This is a genomic window from Mesorhizobium vachelliae (assembly GCF_033977325.1).
GTDB lineage: Bacteria > Pseudomonadota > Alphaproteobacteria > Rhizobiales > Rhizobiaceae > Mesorhizobium > Mesorhizobium vachelliae.
Map to the genome: position 1 here is coordinate 1 of NZ_JAVIIR010000031.1, position 19362 is coordinate 19362.

17 protein-coding genes and 2 pseudogenes are annotated in these 19362 nt (G+C 60.7%); 7 read left to right on the forward strand and 12 right to left on the reverse strand.

Annotated elements, in window-relative coordinates:
* Nucleotides 1-1368 precede the first annotated feature (1368 nt).
* Nucleotides 1369-2013: an RES family NAD+ phosphorylase gene (locus RFM41_RS32680; RefSeq protein ID WP_320253329.1), complete on the reverse strand. Its 645-nt coding sequence runs from the start codon at nucleotides 2011-2013 to the stop codon at nucleotides 1369-1371.
* On the reverse strand, nucleotides 2010-2828 hold the full coding sequence (locus tag RFM41_RS32685; protein WP_320253330.1) for a hypothetical protein: 819 nt from the start codon (nucleotides 2826-2828) through the stop codon (nucleotides 2010-2012). The genes RFM41_RS32680 and RFM41_RS32685 overlap by 4 nt, the downstream gene beginning before the upstream one ends.
* Before the next feature lie 205 nt (nucleotides 2829-3033).
* Here RFM41_RS32685 and RFM41_RS32690 point away from each other — a divergent pair.
* Nucleotides 3034-3144 (forward strand): annotated as a pseudogene (locus RFM41_RS32690) (integrase); the annotation flags it as partial.
* A gap of 18 nt (nucleotides 3145-3162) precedes the next feature.
* Here RFM41_RS32690 and RFM41_RS32695 read toward each other — a convergent pair.
* Complete coding sequence (locus RFM41_RS32695) at nucleotides 3163-3819, reverse strand: helix-turn-helix domain-containing protein (protein ID WP_320223326.1); 657 nt, start codon at nucleotides 3817-3819, stop codon at nucleotides 3163-3165.
* A gap of 296 nt (nucleotides 3820-4115) precedes the next feature.
* On the opposite strand from RFM41_RS32695, the gene RFM41_RS32700 reads away from it, so the two are divergent.
* Nucleotides 4116-5234, forward strand: coding sequence for an ATP-binding protein (locus RFM41_RS32700; RefSeq protein WP_320215374.1), 1119 nt, complete (start codon nucleotides 4116-4118; stop codon nucleotides 5232-5234).
* Nucleotides 5235-5401: 167 nt separating this feature from the next.
* Here the strand turns inward: RFM41_RS32700 and repC are convergent, their stop codons facing one another.
* From repC to RFM41_RS32735, 7 genes are all read right to left on the reverse strand, one after another.
* Nucleotides 5402-5806 (reverse strand): replication initiation protein RepC, encoded by a 405-nt coding sequence (repC, locus tag RFM41_RS32705; RefSeq protein WP_430691594.1) that lies wholly within the window; start codon nucleotides 5804-5806, stop codon nucleotides 5402-5404.
* 344 nt (nucleotides 5807-6150) lie between these two features.
* Entirely contained in the window at nucleotides 6151-6795 is a 645-nt protein-coding gene (locus RFM41_RS32710) for a nitrogen fixation protein NifQ (protein WP_320253332.1), read from the reverse strand.
* A gap of 27 nt (nucleotides 6796-6822) precedes the next feature.
* Complete coding sequence (locus RFM41_RS32715) at nucleotides 6823-7875, reverse strand: LLM class flavin-dependent oxidoreductase (RefSeq protein ID WP_320253333.1); 1053 nt, start codon at nucleotides 7873-7875, stop codon at nucleotides 6823-6825.
* 305 nt (nucleotides 7876-8180) lie between these two features.
* Nucleotides 8181-9779 carry an SDR family oxidoreductase gene (locus RFM41_RS32720; protein ID WP_320253334.1) on the reverse strand — a complete coding sequence of 533 codons (1599 nt, stop codon included), beginning with the start codon at nucleotides 9777-9779 and terminating at the stop codon, nucleotides 8181-8183.
* 321 nt (nucleotides 9780-10100) lie between these two features.
* On the reverse strand, nucleotides 10101-10742 hold the full coding sequence (locus tag RFM41_RS32725) for a nuclear transport factor 2 family protein (protein WP_320253335.1): 642 nt from the start codon (nucleotides 10740-10742) through the stop codon (nucleotides 10101-10103).
* 220 nt (nucleotides 10743-10962) lie between these two features.
* Entirely contained in the window at nucleotides 10963-11172 is a 210-nt protein-coding gene (locus RFM41_RS32730) for a ferredoxin (RefSeq protein WP_320253336.1), read from the reverse strand.
* A 47-nt stretch (nucleotides 11173-11219) separates the two neighbouring features.
* On the reverse strand, nucleotides 11220-12437 hold the full coding sequence (locus RFM41_RS32735) for a cytochrome P450 (protein ID WP_320253337.1): 1218 nt from the start codon (nucleotides 12435-12437) through the stop codon (nucleotides 11220-11222).
* Nucleotides 12438-13097: 660 nt separating this feature from the next.
* Between RFM41_RS32735 and RFM41_RS32740 the strand changes: the two are divergent.
* A pseudogene (locus RFM41_RS32740) lies at nucleotides 13098-13333 on the forward strand (transposase); the annotation flags it as partial.
* Between the two features lie 92 nt (nucleotides 13334-13425).
* Here RFM41_RS32740 and RFM41_RS32745 read toward each other — a convergent pair.
* Both RFM41_RS32745 and RFM41_RS32750 read right to left on the reverse strand, forming a co-directional pair.
* Nucleotides 13426-14223, reverse strand: coding sequence for a calcium-binding protein (locus RFM41_RS32745; protein ID WP_320253338.1), 798 nt, complete (start codon nucleotides 14221-14223; stop codon nucleotides 13426-13428).
* 245 nt (nucleotides 14224-14468) lie between these two features.
* On the reverse strand, nucleotides 14469-15530 hold the full coding sequence (locus RFM41_RS32750) for a hemin-degrading factor (RefSeq protein ID WP_320253339.1): 1062 nt from the start codon (nucleotides 15528-15530) through the stop codon (nucleotides 14469-14471).
* 592 nt (nucleotides 15531-16122) lie between these two features.
* Between RFM41_RS32750 and RFM41_RS32755 the strand changes: the two genes are divergently transcribed.
* Genes RFM41_RS32755 through nifW form a run of 4 tightly spaced genes read left to right on the forward strand, consistent with a single transcriptional unit; the run spans nucleotide 16123 to nucleotide 19258 of the window.
* Entirely contained in the window at nucleotides 16123-16443 is a 321-nt protein-coding gene (locus RFM41_RS32755) for a HesB/IscA family protein (RefSeq protein WP_041003345.1), read from the forward strand.
* Between the two features lie 15 nt (nucleotides 16444-16458).
* Nucleotides 16459-17676, forward strand: coding sequence for a cysteine desulfurase NifS (nifS, locus tag RFM41_RS32760; protein ID WP_320253340.1), 1218 nt, complete (start codon nucleotides 16459-16461; stop codon nucleotides 17674-17676).
* Nucleotides 17673-18881 carry a homocitrate synthase gene (gene nifV, locus RFM41_RS32765; protein ID WP_320253341.1) on the forward strand — a complete coding sequence of 403 codons (1209 nt, stop codon included), beginning with the start codon at nucleotides 17673-17675 and terminating at the stop codon, nucleotides 18879-18881. Before nifS ends, nifV begins: the two co-directional genes overlap by 4 nt.
* Nucleotides 18878-19258 carry a nitrogenase stabilizing/protective protein NifW gene (gene nifW, locus RFM41_RS32770; protein ID WP_320253342.1) on the forward strand — a complete coding sequence of 127 codons (381 nt, stop codon included), beginning with the start codon at nucleotides 18878-18880 and terminating at the stop codon, nucleotides 19256-19258. Before nifV ends, nifW begins: the two co-directional genes overlap by 4 nt.
* Nucleotides 19259-19362 lie beyond the last annotated feature (104 nt).

The window sequence follows — 19362 nt, forward strand, 5'->3', positions numbered from 1 at the left end:
AGCGATGATCCGCTCATCAGCCTGCCGGCAGTGGCGCGCTGATCATTCCGGCCCTTGCCGGAGAGCACGGCGACCAATGCCGTCAGCTACACCACTTCCTGAGACACGATCAAAGGAAACGGGCCGTCGTCATCTCGACGCCGACGGGGCTTGCGGTAATCCTTATATCTGCTCATGTCATCTCAGGGGAAGGAAATGGTGCTGGCCACCAAAAAGGTTGGCACGGATGGGCGGTCGCTTGAGTCTTCGGTCGCACGTGTCAGCTCTTCAAAAGCGCCATCCATCTTTGATCAGCGACAAGCTAGAATTGTCAGCCGGGCAGCAGGGCGCGGTTCAATCAACCAGGCTCTGCAGAGGCTCTCACTTGCTTTGGGCCTCGCTTTCTAACCACTGGATATCCTTCTTTGCAATATCGTCGCGAATGCGTCGCCACGGCACTTCTGTTCCGGGACCGATCCGCCATGGTTGAGACGCGTTCCGCTCGACTATTGGGAGTTGCCGCTCTTCGCCCGACCGCATCATTGCTACAGTCCTCCGTCACCCGGTCAACCCCTGTTGCCGGCCGGGCGCGTCATTGACCGCTCACCAGATCAGGGCGGTGCACATCCCCTCCTCCCGTGTGACGCCGGGAAAATCGCCTACGGCTCGATGGCGATCAAGATTGGCCGCCTCATACTGGTGACGAAGACGGATCTTAGTCCAACGCGATCCCGTTCTTGATCCTTGCGAGGCTGCATTTGCCTTCCTCCGAGCCGGTTGCGGCCAAAACGACGAGTCCATCACCGAATGACTATGGGCGTTTCTTCGCGTCTCCAAAGGACTTGTTGAAACTCGGTCAGTCACGGCGTTTTTCTCCGTGTGACGGCAACGGGACCCGCGGCGTGATCCCTATGCGACGAGCCGAGACCTCAGGCGAACCCTTCAAGAGCCTGGGCCGCAAAGCCGGCATTCCGAAGGAGACTCCCGACCGCTGGCAAAACAACTCGAAGCCGTCAGCACGAAACACGACGACCGCTGGAACGAATGGCAGAGAATTGTGGTGACAGCGGTGGGAGATTCCTCGTCCTCGACTCGTCGGGAATTCTTTGCCGTTGCGCGCGCCAAACGGCGCGCGACCCGCGAAATCACCTTAAACACCTGCCAGCGGGGACTTCCAGGCAGCGATTGAATGCCCCCTTCAATTCGCTAACGAGCTGCTCGACAAAAGCTCCCCAAGCAAGGTTATCGATCTCGCCCTGATCGAGCGTAGGCATTTTTCGGGATGCCCGCGCCCCCTAGCTCGTCTATGGACTTCGGTATCGAGAAACATACGTCTCGTGAGGAGGGCCAACCGGCCGCGGAGCATGTGTTCTCGACATCAACGCATGCCTAAGAAACGATGGCAATGCCGGCGCGCATGCCGAAAGCTCGGATCTCGAGCAACAGGTCCGCGTCGGCGCCGACCTCGATGCTGTCGTGAACCTCGAAATCTCCCTCGCTGACACGATCCTCGAATAGTATTACGCATCGGTCCGGGTCGCACTGTCGAGATGTCCAAAGCAGGCCGTCAACGTCCGCTCTGGCGCTGTGAATCGCTTGGGCCCAAAGAACAGTCTGACGGTAGGTCGATTTCGGCGTCTCGATGAGATCGCCGCGGCTTATGCCCCACACCTTGAGATCCGGCGCGAACAGGCCGGCCAGGAGCAGATCGCGCTTCGGTGCAATGCGGCTTACGCTGCGCGATTCGATGACGTCGAGGCGGACTGTCTTGAAGACGGCAGTAGGCTCGATGTCGTGAAAGATCGACTCGAAAGCCGCTGCCTCCCGCGATGTCGCCGCGTAGAGCGTCGGTACGCATGCGCCTGCGGAGTCTGGAAAAGGAGCGAATCGCGTCGGCTGACCCATGCATGGGTTGAACTGCGCCGGCCGGAAGCTGGAGCCGTGCGTGCGATGGAGGACAATGCCTTTCGTGACCTTTTGGGTGTTAATGCTCGGAAAGGAAGAAGGCGGCGGGCGTACGCTTGAAACGCTCACCCAACCACCTCTTGGCCCTCTCGTTCAGCGGCTGCGATGATTGACTGCGGACTGTCGAGCATATCGGCGGGTGCCTTGTCGGCCAGCCAGCCATTCGTCGACATGAACCAGAAGGCACGTTGCCACGCAGACAGCCGGGGAGGGAGTGCCCCGAGCGCCTTCTTGATCGTCGGGTGCGGCCGTCCCTCGCGGAACTGGAAAGCCGGGAAATACTCTTTGCCTCGGTGCTGGACCGAGAAGATGTTGCCAGCCTTTTTCCAGCGCGCTGCGGTCGCATAGGGGTTCTTGGTCTTCAGCCCCGCCTGCGCTCCGATCTCGGCGCTCGTGAGCTGAGGAACCTCCGAGACGAATCGATCACGGAGCTCGAGGTTGTCCGAGGCCAATGCTCCGCGCGCGTCGGCGAGCTCATCGGGCAGGAGGACCTCCGCGAGCTTGCTGATCGCCGACTCGAGGCGTGTTTCGTCAAGCGTGGCACTCACGCGGACGACTATTTCAAGGAAGGAGCGCACCGCGCTTCGGCGTCCTTGGTCTAGGTCGGGCTTGAGTTGAAGGACGACGGAGTGCCCCAGGGCGATGTCGGCGGCCGCGGCAGCGAGATCCACGAATCCTGTCGAGGTCGCAGTTGCTGGCGCCGCCAACGCGGGCGCTGTTTCTTGAAGCGCGCGACGGATCGCCCCGACAAGAAGCTCGCGATCGTCGGAGACGGTGCGGCTAGGGCGCTCCTGCGCCCTAGCGCCGCCCGACGTGCGCCGTCCGCCGATCGGCGCATGCGGTCGATCGACCATGAGGAAAGATGAGAAGAGAGCGTCGGACAAGACATCACGTGAGATTGCGTATGAGCACACTCATATCACGTATGTCACGCGACGTCCAATGCAAGAGTGTGCCGCGACTGCTTCTTGTCAAACGCATGGGAGAGATTACCGAGGGGATTTCGGGGCCTACCCTGATGGCACTCGCTATCCTACGGCCCCGTCGCATCCCGACATACAGATCGCAATCTGGACGGATAATCAATTGGCAGAGCTGCGTGAACCGCATGTGCAAAAACAGCTCGGCTATGCCTCAGCCGAAATGACGCGAAAGTATCAGCGGCGGCGCGACCAACTAACCAAGGCGTCCGGGCTGTAGAAAAAGCCCCTCCCCTGCTCAGTGCGATGCACCATGAAGTTCTTTGGTCGTCTCCTTCTCGGACGACAGGGCTCGCAACACGGCCTCGGGCTCTTTCTTCATGATGCGAAGCAAGGTGCGCGCAGCGCCACTCGGCTGCCTTTTCCCCTGCTCCCATTTCTTGTAGCCGGATGGGCTGGTCCCCAGCACGGTTGCCATCTCGTCCTGTGTAAGATCGAGCTTCTTGCGGATTGCTTTTGCGTCCACAACGCCAACGTCCACGCTGTGGACCTTGATGCCGGGAACGTCCTTGCCTTGCGCGTGAGCCAAAGCTTCCGACATCGCCTGGATCAGATCGGCGCCGAACTTCGTCATCTCGCTCATGTCCTGCTCCTTGTTAGCTGCCTTGATCGCTTTGGCGAATGCCGCGACCGCCTTGGCTTCGTCGGGCTCTAGATCGACTTTCTCGTTCTTTCCGTACGCCAACAGCGCGTAGATCGGCGCGTCATCGCTGTACCAATAATAGATGACGCGTGCCGCGCCGCGCTTGCCCTTGCCTTTGGCGCCGAACCGCACCTTTCGCACACCGCCGGTTCCGGGAATCTCATCACCAACCTTCGGATTGGCGGCCAGAAAGTCGATCAGTTCCTTTCGCTCATCCTCACTGAACAGCTCAGCTGCCTGCTTGATGAACAATGGTGTCTCGGCAACTGTCTGGATGCAGTCATATAACCCAATGGGTTACTACATGGAAGCGGAAAGGATGAAAGTCAATGTCTGACTGCCGCCGACGTATCGATCGCGCGCGCCATCCGGTCCCATTTCCGGCGTGACCGTGCGGAGTGATCGGAACACGGCTTGCTGCGCGCCTCCGTTGTGCGGTATCCCAGCTCTTTATCCTTGCAATCTTAAAACGCGCCTTTTAATTTGCATGGATGATAGGCCGCCGTGTGCTACCTCAAGTTCGTCAGGCGCTTGCCCGTCAAGCTGCTGTGGCCCTCATCGGCCCACGCCAGGTCGGCAAGACAACGCTCGCCTTGCAGATTGGTGAAGACCTGGATGCACTCTATCTCGATCTGGAGTCCCGCGAGGACAGGAACAAGTTGTCGGATCCAGCACTGTTCCTGCGCGCCTACGAGGACCGTCTGGTCATCCTGGACGAGATCCATCGAATGCCAGAGTTGTTCCAGGAGCTTCGAGGGTTGATCGACGCCGGACGCCGGCGCGGACGCCGCACCGGTCGTTTCCTGCTTCTGGGATCAGCCTCGATGGATCTGCTGCGTCAATCGGGCGAAAGCCTGGCTGGCCGCATCGAATATGTCGAGATGACACCGCTGGACGCGCTCGAGATCGCTTCTGAAAAGCTGTCGGTTGAAAGTCTCTGGCTGCGTGGCGGGTTCCCGGACAGTTTTCTTGCACATTCGGAAGCCAACAGCTTCGCGTATCGACGCAATTTCATCCGCACTTATCTCGAGCGCGACGTGCCGCAATTCGGCCCGCGGATTCCGGCGCAAACCCTCGAACGGCTGTGGACCATGCTTGCCCACAATCAGGCGGGCCTGCTGAATGCGTCACGCCTGGCGGCCAACCTTTCGGTCAGCGCGCCGACCATTTCGTCCTATGTTGATCTGCTTGTGGACCTGCTGTTGATCCGTCGGCTGCCGCCGTTGCACGCCAATACGGGCAAACGCCTCGTCAAAACACCGAAAGTGTACGTCCGCGACAGCGGGCTCGTACATGCCCTGCTTGGCATAGAGACGGCCGACAGCCTCGCCGGCCACCCGGTCGTCGGCGCGAGTTGGGAAGGCTTCGTTCTGGAGAATCTTGTATCGGTGGCGCCCGAAGGGACCCTCGCAAGCTTCTTCCGCACCGCGGCCGGAGCCGAGATCGATCTTGTCCTCCAGCTTCCAGCCAATCGCGGCGTCTGGGCAATCGAAATAAAACGCAGCCTGTCTCCTTCGCTGGGAAAGGGTCTGCATATGGCCTTGGAAGATGTTCAGCCCGACCGCACTTTCGTCGTGTACGCCGGAACCGAGTCCTATCCGATGGCCCCGAAAATAGAAGCTGTCGGGCTCACACAACTGGCATCGCTGCTAGGCGAACAGTCATAGTCGTATATCAGCAAGGCCTCAGACGAACCGGCTGAAAGGTCGAACAGGCCGGCCGAGCGGCCATTCTGGGTCAAGGACCTGATCGACCGCACGCTCTCCGTTCCGAGCTCATTGCCAATGGCGGCATCGGCGATCCAGCCCGGGACATCATCACCAGCCCTTTTTCTTCATGCTGTCGCGCAGCGCGTCGCTGATATCCAGCGAGCTGCCCCACGGCACCCGCCGCGCTCCTGCGCTGCTGAGGATTCCTCCGCACCTTTTCCGGCAGCAGCCTTCTCCAACGCCCCGACTCTGGCGTTGAGCAACGCGGTGACCATGGGCCACACAGAGAATTTCTGCGCCCGCGCTTTTTCCGTGAGATCCCGCAGATAGCCGCCACAACTGCGGATGTGTTCGGCCCGTTGCAGGATCGCAGCCAGGGTAATCGACGCATTCTGTGAACCCATGACCTCCGCCGCCTCCTGCCAGGCGCCTGGGCTGACCCCAATAGTCGGCCGCGCCCTGTCCGCAACGGCTGTAAAGTCCCGCCAGGTCCGGATTTGCGCCACCTTCGTGTAATTTGCGATGGGCAGGCGCCCAGCACCAACGGCACGTCCCGTTGTGGCAGGCTGCGCACGTTGTCGTCATGCTCGGCGTCGCGGCCGGCTCCTTGTGGAGACAGGCCGTCCTTGGGTCTGTGCTTTCAGCGTGTTTTCTATGGGGTGCTAATGTCTCTAAGAGACTACATGTGACCCGATAGTGCTAGGAACAGGTCATGCGCCCGTTCGTTTGGCTAGTCAAATATGATCGCCCCTGCTTCCGAAACAAGAAGATCTCGACCCGAGTCGAATCGACCAGCGCTCACCGCGATCATGCGATGAAGGTCCCCTCCTCCCGTGTAACGTCGCCGGGAAAAGCGCCTACGGCTCGATGGCGATCAAGGTCGGCTGCCTCGTAACACTGACGAAAGCTGCTCTTGATCTAATGCAATTTTATTCTTGATCCGTGCGAGCCGATTTTCGCCTTCCTCCGGACCGAAGCAGCTTTCGAAATCATTGCATTCCCGGCAACTGGGCGCGGTGCATAGCGAAAACCCTTCGGCCTCACAGAGCTTGCGGTAAAAGTACTTCTTCCATTTCATGTTTTGGGTGTTGCCGGCCGCCAGTGTCGGAAAATGCGTGGCAAGCAGGCGGCTGAGCTCGGTTCGATTGAAAAGGCCAAGGTCCTGCCAGAGATGGTCATTGCGCATGGCGCGCCGCGCGATGATCTTGGCAAACCGGGCGCTTGCCGGGTCGCCCGGCAGGGCATGGGCCAGGAGCAGCTCGCGCAAAAGTTCTTCCTCCGGGTCCGGCTCGGGCTCGCCCATCTCTTCCAGGGCGAACGCCTTGACGGGGATAGTGGGAAAGCTGCGGGCCAGGACATCGCGCAGCTCGGCGCGCGAAAGACCGGTTGCCTCCGTCGCCGTTGCCTTGCCGGCCTCAACTTCCTCGAGCGCACACGAAAGCACGCAGGTAAGCACATGCTGATCAAACTCCAGCGGCGATTGGCCAGCGCAGAGGCAGCCACAGTGGTGGGCGAGCATGGGTGCCATTCTCCTGGTTTTGTGCCATCAACCGCCCTGATGAGCGAGGGACTTGTTGACTGCCGGGATGATCTTGTCTCCCCAGAGCTCGATCTGGCGCAGCATCGTCTTTTGGTCGAAATCCCCCAACTGGGTCTGAATTGCGATCTGGTTGGGTTTTAAGATGTCGATCTCTTCCAGTAGGCGATCGATCACGCGATTCACGCTGCCGATCGGCAGGTTCCGGCGCATCGTCGCGAATGACATATCTTGCTGCGTTGGCGTTTCTTTTAGCAGATAGCCGTCCAGGCTCTGCTGGCGACGCTGATGCAGTGCTTCAGACAGCCGGCGCTGGAAGCGGGCGTTGTCGAGATAGCTGTCGATCTCTGCCTCGTCGTCGCTGGCATAGCAGCAACGTAGCAAAGACATCTTGGCGTCCGTGACATTCTTGCCTTCGGCAGCCGCCGCCTTCTCGATGGCTTCGCGCAGGACGCGCAAAATTTCTAATCCGTTATGGAATGCCGTCACAAAAAGATTGTGTCCCTCACGATAGGCTCGGCCCATGCGGGCCGTCCCGGTGGCGATCCAGATCGGCGGAGTCGGCTTCTGGACGGTGCGCAGCGAAATCGCCGTCGGGGGAATGTTCTCATGCTGGCCGTCGTGCTCAAAGATGTTCTGGTTGAGGCCCTTCAGAAGGATGTCCAAATATTCCGAAAAGACCGCCGGAGCCTCATCGATATTGACGCCGAAGCGCTCGAACTCGAATTGCTGGTATCCCGAGCCGACGCCAAGCTCGAGGCGGCCGTTCGCAACAATGTCGGCGAAGCCGATCTCGGAAAGCAGGCGCTGCGGTTGATAGAGCGGCAACACGCACACGGCAGTGCCAAGGCGAATGGTACTCGTCACGCCGGCGCAGTGCGCCACCATCATCAAGGGCGAGGGAATAAGGCTATAATTGTTGAAGTGGTGCTCCGCGAACCACGCGGTATCGAAGCCGGCCTGCTCCGAAGCGACCACCTGTTCGATGGAATTGCGGATCACGCTCTCGCTGGACTGATGATAACCACGCTGGGCGGCCAGGATGAAGGTTGCGAATTCCATGGTGTTTCCTTGTCTATGGCGGTGTGGGCCGATCGGGAGTTGCGCTAAGTACGCACCCAAGGCCTTGGCCGCGGCCTCGATCTTGCCCTTGGCGGCGGCGTGGTCATGCGGCAAGCCTTTCGGCCGCTGTAGGCGCGCCGAGCGGTTGGAACTGCTTCGACAGCGATGAGGACGGACGTTTTGTCTCGCCGCGGATGACATCTTCGGTCACAGCAGTGCGGGCGCGGCGCCCGACCGGACCATGAACCCTTGGACGAACTCGGCTTCGATGACCAGCGGCCCGTCGCCTGGCGAATAGTCGACGATCAACACGCGGCCTCCGCAAAATACTCGTTATCGAGTTCGCTGGCGTTTCCCGCATCACCGAAAGAGGTCCAGCCGCCGTCCACGTACAGGATGGAGCCGTTGACGTACGAGGCGGCGGATGAAGCCAGGAAGAACGCTGCGTCAGCCACGTCTTTCGGCTGTCCCAGCCTGCCCACCGGGATGCGTCGTGCGATCGTTTTCATATCGATGCGGCCGACCTTCGCCAATTGAGCAACGCCAGGCGTGCAAATGAAGCCAGGAGCGACGGTGGCCGTCCGTATGCCGACCGGCCCGAGTTCGGCCGCCAGGCATCGGGTCAGAATGTCCAGCCCCGCCTGGGAGGCACCGTAGGCATGGCGCGGCGCGAACGGCAGAAACCTATTGATCGATCCGATGTTGAGGATCACGCCGCCAGCGCGCATCGTCTTGATCGCTTCGCGAGCGCAGGTGAAGGCCCCGGTAAGATTGACATCCAAGACGTGTTGGATGTGTTCCGGTATTTGTTCGATTCCCAACGACAAAGTGTCGGCGGCAGCAGCACCGTTGACTAGCACATCGATGCGCCCGAAGCTCGCCCGCATCTCCTCGAATAGCGCTACCACCTCGCTCTCGACGGCCACATCCACGCATCTGGCCGGGTTCTTGCCGCGGAGCCACGCAGCGAGTTCTGCCGCTGCAGCGCCATCTCTATCAGCAATCACAACGGTATCGCCGTTTGCTGCAAAACGGCGAACGACGGCCGCGCCAATGCCGTTCGCGCCGCCAGTGACGAGCACGATACGCGCGTCGGTGCGTTCGGCCGGACAGCAGAGTTCGGCCTCGGGTATCCCATCCACCTGCGGGTGCGCATCCCCCGGCTGGTTGAATGACATCCAGCCTCCGTCGACCGCCAGCACTGAACCGGTGATGTAGCGCGCCTGCGAGCTGGTCAGAAAACGCACGGCGAGGGCGATCTCGTCCGGGCGCGCCAAACGCCCCAGCGGCACGCGGCGGCGCACGGCCGCCAGGTCCACTTTGTCCGCGCGTTCCAGTTCTCCCACCATCGGCGTGCGCACGTAGCCGGGCGCTACCGCCGTCACGCGAATGCCGCGAGAAGCCCACTCGCATGCAAGCGATTTTGTCAACGAGATCAGGCCCGCTTTCGAGGCCGCGTAGGCGTTGCGCTTGGGGTTGCCTACTACGCCCGCCATCGAAGCGACGTTGACGATGGCACCGCCCCGCCTCATGCGCCTCGCCGCTTCGCGGGCCATGACGAACGGTCCAATCAAGTTTACCGCCAGGGCGAGGCGGAAGGCGTCGACGCCAGTGTCGACGCTCGCAGCCATGGTGGGGCCCATCCCGGCGTTGTTGATGAGGACGCTGATCTGGGCGAACTGTGCTTCGACCCGACCGTAAAGCGCGAGCACATCCTCCTCCCGCGAGACGTCGCACTCGAGGCCGAGATGCGGCTGGCCGAGACCACGGGCCAGTTCAACGACGCCACTGCCAGGAAGGTCTACCGCAACGACAGTGTCTCCATCCCTGGCAAGAACTTCGACCAGGGCACGGCCGATCCCACCTGCGGCGCCCGTAATGATGACGATCCGTCCTGTCTGCATGTTGAGGACTTCTCCCGCGCTCCCTTCAGCGATTCCAGCCGATCAATTTTGAGCGGCAAAAGATGCGTCGCGCTAAAGCAGCACGTCCTGGCGACGGCCAGTTGCGGACACGGAAAGACGACGCAGCGATCCGGCAGCGGTCCAACTTCCGATTTGGTAGCCGAGGCTGCCGAGGGACCGGCCAAGGACAGGAGCTTGCCTGGATGATCGGCGCTGCCAGGTCCCGTGAATTTGTGGACACCGTGTCGTCGGCGGGCTGGTGGGACAGAGCCTCTCGCTCACGGCGTTGCGGGCAAAAAGGCAATCCAATTTGGTGCACCTTCACCGGGCAGTCTTTCGCCGCGATCGCTGTAGCATCACAAAGTTGTCATGGCCTTGAGTCTCCTCGGCCGATGCGGCTGTGTCGTTCGAAGCCTCCGAAGCGTCATGGCGAGAAGGAATGCGACGCTTTCCGAGCCTGTAGACCGGATCGTCCGGATGCGGTGCTCCGATCGGCCGTCGCGGGCCGAACCGTTCTGCCTCAACGATCGCTGGTGGGATCTGCTCCTCAAGCCAATCGTAGACCACTGTCCGTTCGGCAATCCGCCACTCCCCTTCCCTCTTGTGAAACAGATCGCAGTAACGGCCGCACAGGAGCGTCTGGCGTACGTCTCGGTCTTGATCTGGCGCGCGTTGTAGCGCGGTGAAATAGCTCTCGACCGCAGCCTCTGACGAACTGATGAATTCGATCAGGATGTTGGTGATCTGGTGGATGTTGCGGGGTCCGGCCTTGAAGACGCCGAGTGCAAACTCGATGAACCCCTCTGCAGGGCCGCAATAGGCCCCGTGATTGTCATGCGCATCTGGCCAGTATGCGCTGCGTAGCGCCGCTTCATCGGCGCGGTCGATCCCGCGGCAGTACCGATAGAGGCAGTCGCGGATCGCGTCACGGTCGATTAGTTGGGCAATTTTCGTCTGTTCCATCGGCCCCAGTTGCTGTCTCCACAAATTCTGTGATCGGAAGATTGTTTTGCGAACCGCACCTTGGCGTTTGCGCATCCTGGGGGGCATCTCGATGCCGCAGGTGCCCCTGCGCAGTTGGACGCGGACGGTGGTGGAACAGAAGGCGTGCCTCCGTTGCCGTATGCGCCACTTGGTCGATCCCTTTCATGCCCGCCGCACTCTCGGCGGAATGACATCCGGTTCAACTCGTGCTGCAGGGTTCACGGTCGAGTTTAAGTGCACGTTCGGGACAGGACCGCGCGCCTCGCGATGCAGTCAGTTCCTCCCCTTCCGCAACTTCGATGTTACCGGGCAGGATGTAGCCGGTGTCATCGAGCTTGAAGATGTGTGGCGCGTGCGCCGCGCATCGCGCGTGGCCCTGGCATTTGGTATTTTGGACGATGATGCGCATGGCGCTGCCTCCATTGTCTTTGCACCTCGGCTCGGGGCGGAGCTTGGTCAGGACCAGTCTAGAATCAGATTTTCGATCCCGAACACATGGCCGCCAGAGGTGATGGGTGCCGTGCCCTTCTTGATCCGGAAGGTCGGGATGCGCGCCAGCCACTCCTCCAACCCAATAACGATCTCGCGTCGGGCAAGATGTGAGCCAAGGCAACGATGGGGACCATAGCCAAAGGTGGCATGGCGGTTATCCTCTCGCGCCAGATCGACCGTGTTGGGGCATTCGAATTCCGCTGGGTCGCGATTGGCGATCATCGTGGCGCAGGAAACATAGTCTCCCTTGCGGATCGGCGCGCCTTCGAAGTCGATATCTTTCGTTGCCACGCGGATCAACTGAACGGTCGGATAGGCGCGCAGCAATTCTTCGGCCGCGGGCACGATCCGGCCTGGTTCGCCGCGCAGCAATTCCTGATCCTTGAGGTTGCGTGCGAGATGGGCCAGGTCAAAGCCTATCGCTGCTGCAACAGTGTCGAGCCCGGCAACAAAAACAAGCACGCCGACGCCGCGCACTTCCTGTTTGGTCAGGCGGCGGCCCTCGACCTGTGCCTGCACGATGAAGGTCATGAAATCGTCGACCAGGTCATTGCGGCGCGCGGCTGCAAGTTCGTCAATGAACGAAACGATCGTCCGGGCCGCGGCCGGCCGCTTCACATCGTCGCCGTGGAGCAGATCTCTCCCCCATCCGACAAATGTGTCGATTCGGTCATCCGGTAGCCCTAGGAGATGAAGGAAGATATTTACCGTGAACGGAAATGCGAAATCCTTCATGACGTCGCAGCTTGTGCCCGATGCGGCGATCCCGTCGATGAGCCTGATTGCCCGCTCGCGGACAGCCGGCTCCAATGCCGCCACCCGCTTTGGCGAAAACAGCGGATTGAGCAATGAGCGAAAGGCGCCATGGGCAGGGGGATCAAGTTCAAGTGGGATCATCGGCCAGCTTTCGCCCAACGCGGAGGCAAAGATGCTGCGATGGCTGGAAAAAGTTTCGGTGTCCTGCAGCACCCGGCGCTGGTCGCTGGCGCGGGTGATCACCCAGGTACCCCTGCCGTCGCGCGTGTTGAGGGGTGAATAAAAGATAGGCAGACCGGAATGGACGCAAGCGACTGCTGCGTGGGGATCCCCGTTGGGAGTCGGTGACATGCCGGGCGAAGTAAACAGGCTGAAGTCCCTCACCATTTCGGGCGGGACATGATCTGGAACCGGATTTGTCGCCATTTGGCCTCTTCTCCTGAACGCCAGGCGTTCATGCGCTCGATTGAGATCGCCGGCCGATCTCAAGGTCGATTGGCCAGCACCTAGTAAGTCCCAGCTCTAGGGTGTTGTGATTGTGTTGCGCGATGCAGCCAAACGCGCACCCGCGCAAGAGATCGGTCGCGCATTCAAGCAGCAGAGGCTCCTGCTTCGTGCTGCGGTTCTAAAGCGTAACCCACTGGTTATCCCCATTGAAGTTGAGAGACTGGTCAATCATCGCTGAGCTCCGTGACGCACTGCTGCTGGCGCCCCGAAATCATCTAAGCAAGTTGCGTGCCGGATCGGCCGTATCGATGGTGCTGAACCGATCTACGCTCAGCCACCACCGGGACCGCCGCTCATTGGATGACCACATGTCCTCCCGGCAAAACGTCCGACAACCGACACCTGCGGTCAGCTTTGTCGCGTCCGCGACACGGGGACTGTTCGGCTTGGCTCCTGCCAAACCTTGGTTCAGACCAATTTAACAGGATGCAGGACACTCTTTCTGAGGCTCTTCTGCCAACTTGGCATAATGTCGAGACTCTTTGGTCGCCGATGCACCAAGCATTGCGGTCGTCGCCGAGTACCGCGGCCATTCGGCTTTCTCCCTCGCAGACCGACGGGATGCTCGAGGCCTTGATTGAGTGGCCGATCGAGGACGATTGGCTATAGGTGTGGATGTGCGCGAACTATCTGAAGGTGCGCCGCGGCGGCCGCGTCGTCTCGGTCGCGGTGATTATCGCCGTCGGCGTCGACCATTGCCGCGAGGTGCTTGGCATGAGGTCGGCATCTCCGTGGCCAAGCCGACCTGGACGGAGCTCCTGCGCAAGCTGACGCGCCGCGGCTTCAGAGACGTCAAGCTTGTCGTCTCCGACGCGTCTCGGTCGCGGTGATTATCGCCCTCGGCGAAAGCGGCGGTGTATCTACGCGGTAGCGCATCTCGTCCTATCCGATCCAAGGTTCCCGCGGATCAGACGAAGGTAAAGTCCCACGCGCTTAACCCAAGCCCAGCCAGATCCGCGACGCTGTGGACATTACCGAGATGAGCAAAATCGTCGGCATGGTTATCGGAGGTGACATAGGCCAGATTCCCTGACTGGGTTAACGGATTATAGTAAGCGATAATGTCGCCGATATGCTCATTGGAGATCGCATCCGCAGCCTGGGAACCGTTGCTGAACGAGTTGGTGAGCACGACGACATGCTCGCCGTTCGCGCCCGCGGCGTCGCCGCTGTAGAAGGTGTCAACTGGATGGCCAGACCGTGAGCTGGCGTGGTTGACGAAGTTGGCGCCAAAACCGTCGCTACCGAGGCCAACCGCATCGAAGGCCAAAGTGTCATCCGCCGGGTTGAAATCCAAGATCGAGGTATTATCCGGGTCCGGCCCGAAACGCGGGTCATATCCAGGGATCGGGTTGTGGAATTGGAACACGAACGTGTCGTTGCCTGTCCCCCCGGTCAGAAAATCCCTGCCGTCACCAACAAAGAGGGTGTCGTTACCCGGACCCCCATAGAGCTTGTCATTATCCTCAGCAGTGATGCGCGGTCCGTCTCGCCCGCTGTCGCCGTAGAGGTAGTCATTGCCCTCCTCGCCAAAGACATGATCATTACCTGTGCCACCGAAGACTCGGTCATTGCCGGGCCCCGCCGAAATGGAATCGTTACCGGCAAGAGCGTCAATCCAGTCATTACCGTCGGGATCTGTGATCACATTCTCACCGTTGGTGCCGAAGAGGGCGTTGTCGCGCGGACTACCATGGATAGCCATCAGAGACACTCCTTATCCTGCGTCCCCACGCCGCCTAAACCTCTTCATATCTTTCTTCAGGCTATTGGCAAAATCGATTGTTCCGATCCAACATATTTACGCGATGGATGCGTGATTGCGACGATCGAAACGATCCGTGACAGCACGGGAAGCAATAGCTACGCGCTCACTCGCTCCAAAGGCAAAGCGATGGCCAGCAGAATGCCGAGGCGCGGCGCGAGCGCCGAGCGGAAACGGAAAACAACTCATGCAGCGGTCGGACCGGGAATGCGTGGCAGGGTCTCGGCCAGAAACCGCCAGTCCTCGCGCTCGCCCTCGCCTTCGCGGCGCTTGCCAAAGAACTGAATGATCATCTTGCCATCGGCGTCGTAGGCTTCGAGCGAGGTGACGTGACCGTCCTTGGTGGGCTTGCGAACGGCCCATACCTCTGTGATGTGGTGAGTCCCGAGATGCAGGTGGAAGTTCTCGTCGAGCACATTGATCCACGGCCCGATTGTTTTGACCCACTTGATCGGACCGGAATGGATCTGGATGCAGCCACGATTGCCCACAAAGCACATGATCGGCATTTCGTCTTCGGCCGCCTGTTGAAACATGGCGCCGATGGCGTCCTTTTCGAGCGCCCAAGCGTAAACCTCGCCGACCATACGCACCGCCTCGCGGCGGCTGAGCTTCAGTCTCTTCAACATGTCGAAGAACTGATGCACGTCCGTCAGTTGGCTCCAGCACTCGCGTAGATCCTCCACCGTGGTGGCTTGGTCAGGAACCTCTGCGTCATCGTTGGCTCCGCTCGCCTTGAATACTACGATCGGCTCCTGGCTCGAGGATTCCAACTCAGCCACCAGCTTCTGATAAGCATCGAGATTTGAGGCGGGCCCGAGTTGCACCTTGTGGATCGCCTTGCCGGCGGCATCAAAGAATTGCAGGCTATGGCTAATGTCCTTGCCATTGCGCTTCTCGACAGCAAATCCATGCGCCCAAACCTTCGGGAAGATGCGCAAGTCGATGTCGTCGCCAAGTACCAGAGCATGCCTGTCGCCGGTGAGCACCTTGTCGTAGACGCCGATCTTTTCGTGCACAGCACTTTCATTGCGGGTATGCGCCACCACCTCGCCGACCGCTTCGAGGCCGGTCAGCAGATCATTGACGCGCGGCTCGACGCGAATCGCGCCCAGACCGCAATGCGCTGCGACCAGTTCCGCTTCCGAAATGCCCAGTCGGGCGGCGAGATCGTGCTCACGGATCTTCGGATTGTCTTGCTGCGCCCGCCGGATTTCGTGCGGCGATGGTCTCTCGCGCTGGTCCATGTGTTAGCGACCTTCATCTGCTTGTTGAGGATCAGCTGCCCTGCCGGGTGGTCGGTCGACTGAGCGCAGCGTGGTGCTCGATGCCGACCTCCTGCTCGTCCAGGAACAGGGTGCTGCTGGCGAGAGTGCGTGATCGCCATCGAAACCGGGCGTGTCGTCTGAGCGGCGAGGAGCCGATTCCACCCGCGCAGAGCGGTTCTGACCCAGCCCTGACATATTGCTTGGCTTGCTCCGTTCGATCGATCGCGAGGGCACTCGCAGCATGATTTTTGTCTCGGCGGTGTTTGCCGCATCGCCAATAGGCGGTTCAAAAGTCGTGCCAATTCACCTGAACAAGCGCAAAACAATGTTCCGCACACTCATCAATGATTTATGTGAGAGTTCAGTGGGAACCGAGGCCGGACACTTTGTGTCACGTACTCGACAAACCCGACAGTGCGTGTCGGGTGCCCGACGTCTTTTCAGCAATGGCCAACAAGATTGATAGCGCCTCTAGAGGGATCGCGCCGTGTTGAAACGGTTTTTTTCTCTTTTGGCACGGTCCCTGCAGCGTGATCCGCAAAGACGTCACGGATTGAGGAGAAATCTTGCCATGATCACGCTCACCGACAATGCTGTTGCCGCCGTCAAGACGGCTCTTTCCCGCGCCAGCGAGCAAGCGGAGGGCTTTCGCATTATGGTCCAGACCGGCGGCTGCGCCGGGTTCAAATACATAATGGGCCTGGAAAGCGTCTCGCGCCAGGGCGATGTGATTACGGAGACAGATGGGATCAAGCTGTTTGTGGACGCAGACTCCCAACCCCATGTCGCCGGCATGACCGTCGACTTCGTCACCGGGCTCGACTCTTCCGGCTTTGTCTTCGACAACCCCAACGCGCGGGACAAGTGCGGCTGCGGCAAGTCCTTCAGTTAACTGAGGACTGTTCGCATGAGGCCTGTCTACCTCGACAACAACGCAACGACACGGGTCGATCCTGACGTTGTGCGAGCGATGTTGCCGTACTTCACGGATCAATTCGGCAACCCTTCGTCGACCCACGCTTTTGGCGCCTCAGTCGGTGCGGCGATAAAAAAGGCGCGGCGGCAGTTGCAGGCGCTGATCGGCGCGCAGTTCGACGATGAGATCACCTTCACCTCGGGTGGAACAGAAAGCGACAATGCAGCGATCCTTTCGGCGCTCGAGCTCACGACCGACCGAACCGAGATCGTGACGTCCGCGGTCGAGCATCCCGCCGTATTGACGCTGTGCGCGCATCTTGAGCAGGTTCGCCGCGTCAAGGTCCACACGATCCCCGTGGATCGTCGTGGCCGGCTTGACCTCGACGCCTACAAGGCAGCCCTCTCGCCCCGTGTGGCAATCGTCTCGGTAATGTGGGCGAACAACGAGACCGGTACGATCTTTCCCGTGGCCAAGCTCGCCGAGTTGGCCAAGGAAATTGGCGCCCTTTTTCATACCGATGCAGTGCAGGCGGTTGGCAAGCTTCCGATGGACCTGAAATCGACCGCTATCGACATGCTGTCGCTCTCCGGCCACAAGCTTCATGGCCCCAAAGGGATCGGTGCACTTTGGATAAAGCGTGGCGTGCACTTCCGCTCGATGATCAAGGGAGGGCACCAACAGCACGGCCGGCGTGCCGGTACCGAGAACACGCCCGGCATAGTCGGGCTCGGCACGGCGGCCGAACTCGCCTTGAAATTCATGGACGACGCGACCACACGGGTAAAGTCGCTGCGCGACCGCCTGGAGGATGGGATCCTCCAGCGCATCCCAAACACCAGTGTCACTGGCGATCCGATGGAGCGGTTGCCAAACACCGCAAACATCTCCTTTGAACATACCGAAAGCGATGGAATCCCACATCTGCTGAGCCGCGTAGGCATCGCCTGTTCCTCCGGCTCCGCCTGCACCTCCGGCTCAATGGAACCCAGCCATGTCCTGAGCGCGATGAAGATGCCACACGGGGCAGTCCGCTTCTCGTTTGCGCGCGACAACAACGAAGAAGACGTCGAGCGGGTGCTTGAGGTCATGCCGGCAATCGTTGAGAAGCTGCGTGACTCTCCCGGTTCTGCGCCGCGTGGGCGAAGTCCCGAAGACGTTCGATCCGGTCCATACCTGAGCGGAAGCAGAACAGGCTGCCGTTCATGAGCCGTGATGTCTTCCTCAATGACACGACCTTGCGCGACGGCGAGCAGGCGCCCGGTGTCGCCTTTACGACGGCGGAAAAGCTGGAGCTCGCCGAGTCTCTTGTGGCCGCCGGCGTCCCAGAGATCGAGATCGGCACGCCGATCATGGGCGCCGACGAGATCGATACAATTCGCGCCGCGGTCGCGCGGCGTCTCCCGGTTCGGCTCATGGCCTGGTGCCGGATGAAGGCGCGGGATCTCGACGCAGCGATCGAGAGCGGCGTCGGCGCCGTCAATCTGTCGCTGCCTGCATCCGACATCCAACTTGCCGCCAAGCTCGGCCTCGATCAGGCGGGAGCGCTCCAGGTCATCGAGGATATGGTCAGGCGGGCAGCCGCTGCCGGCTTCTTCGTCGCTGTGGGCTGCGAGGATGCCTCGCGGGCTGATGGGGATCATCTTGCCCGCGTCATCGAAACGGCTGCGCGCGCCGGCGCAAGCCGCGTCAGGCTGGCCGACACGGTCGGCATTCTCGACCCCTTTTCGACTTTCGAACTTGTCGCCCAGCTCATGGCGAAGTCTGAAATCGACCTCGAATTTCACGCGCACAACGATCTCGGCCTTGCGGCCGCCAACACGCTGGCCGCGATCCGTGCAGGCGCGCGCCATGCGTCCGTCACCGTCCTCGGGCTCGGCGAGCGTGCGGGTAATGCCGCGCTGGAAGAAGTGGCGGCCGCGATGGCCGTCATCGACGGCGCGGATACCGGCATCGAGCTGACCGCATTGCCCGACCTCGCCGCCCAGGTGGCTTGCGCCGCCCGCCGGCAGACGGCGACTATTAAGCCGGTCGTCGGCGCCGATGTTTTCACCCACGAATCCGGCACTCACGTCGCAGGGCTGCTGAAGGACTCGCGCGCCTACCAGGGGCTCGACCCGGCACTCGTGGGCCGCTGCCGGCGTATCGTCATCGGTAAGCATTCCGGCGCCACCTCGATTGCCCGTGTGCTGAGCGAAAGCGGTCGCGATCTCGACCCGGATTTGGCAGCCGCGATGGTGGCCCGCGTCCGCCGCAAGGCGGCCGAGACAAAGTCGACCATTACTGCGGCTCAACTGGTCGAGATCTATGATGGAATGTGCAGCGAGGCACGCTTGGGGGATGTCGCCGGTCCAGGCCAGCTGGGCGACGAACACAGCGACACCACAGTTGCCCGACCAGGGAGAATGGGATGAATTGTTCCGCTGACGGCCGCCCCATCGATGTTACCGGCATCCTCGCGCGGCTAAAGGGCCTGTCGGCCGCGGAGGAGTTCTTCGCGCTCCTTGGGGTCTCCTATGATCCAAAGGTGCTGAATGTCTCACGGCTTCATATCATGAAGCGCGTGGGCCAATACCTTGCCGAAGAAGATCTATCCGATCTGCCCGACCAGGTGGTCGCCGCGCGGGTGCGCGCAACGCTGCTACGCGCTTACGAGGACTTCACGACTTCCTCGCCGCTTAAGCACCGGATCTTCAAGGTGCTCAAAGACCACGATCCGAACAAGCCTGCCACGCCGGGCCGCACCTTCGTCCCGTTCGAGTCCGTACTGAAGCGGTTCGCAAAAGAATGAGCGCGACATGGTTGCGACGCGACAATGTCGGGAAGCCGACAAATCGTGTCATCACGAACGCGCCCCTGGAAGGAACCAACGGAGTCTCGAGGAATATGAGCACG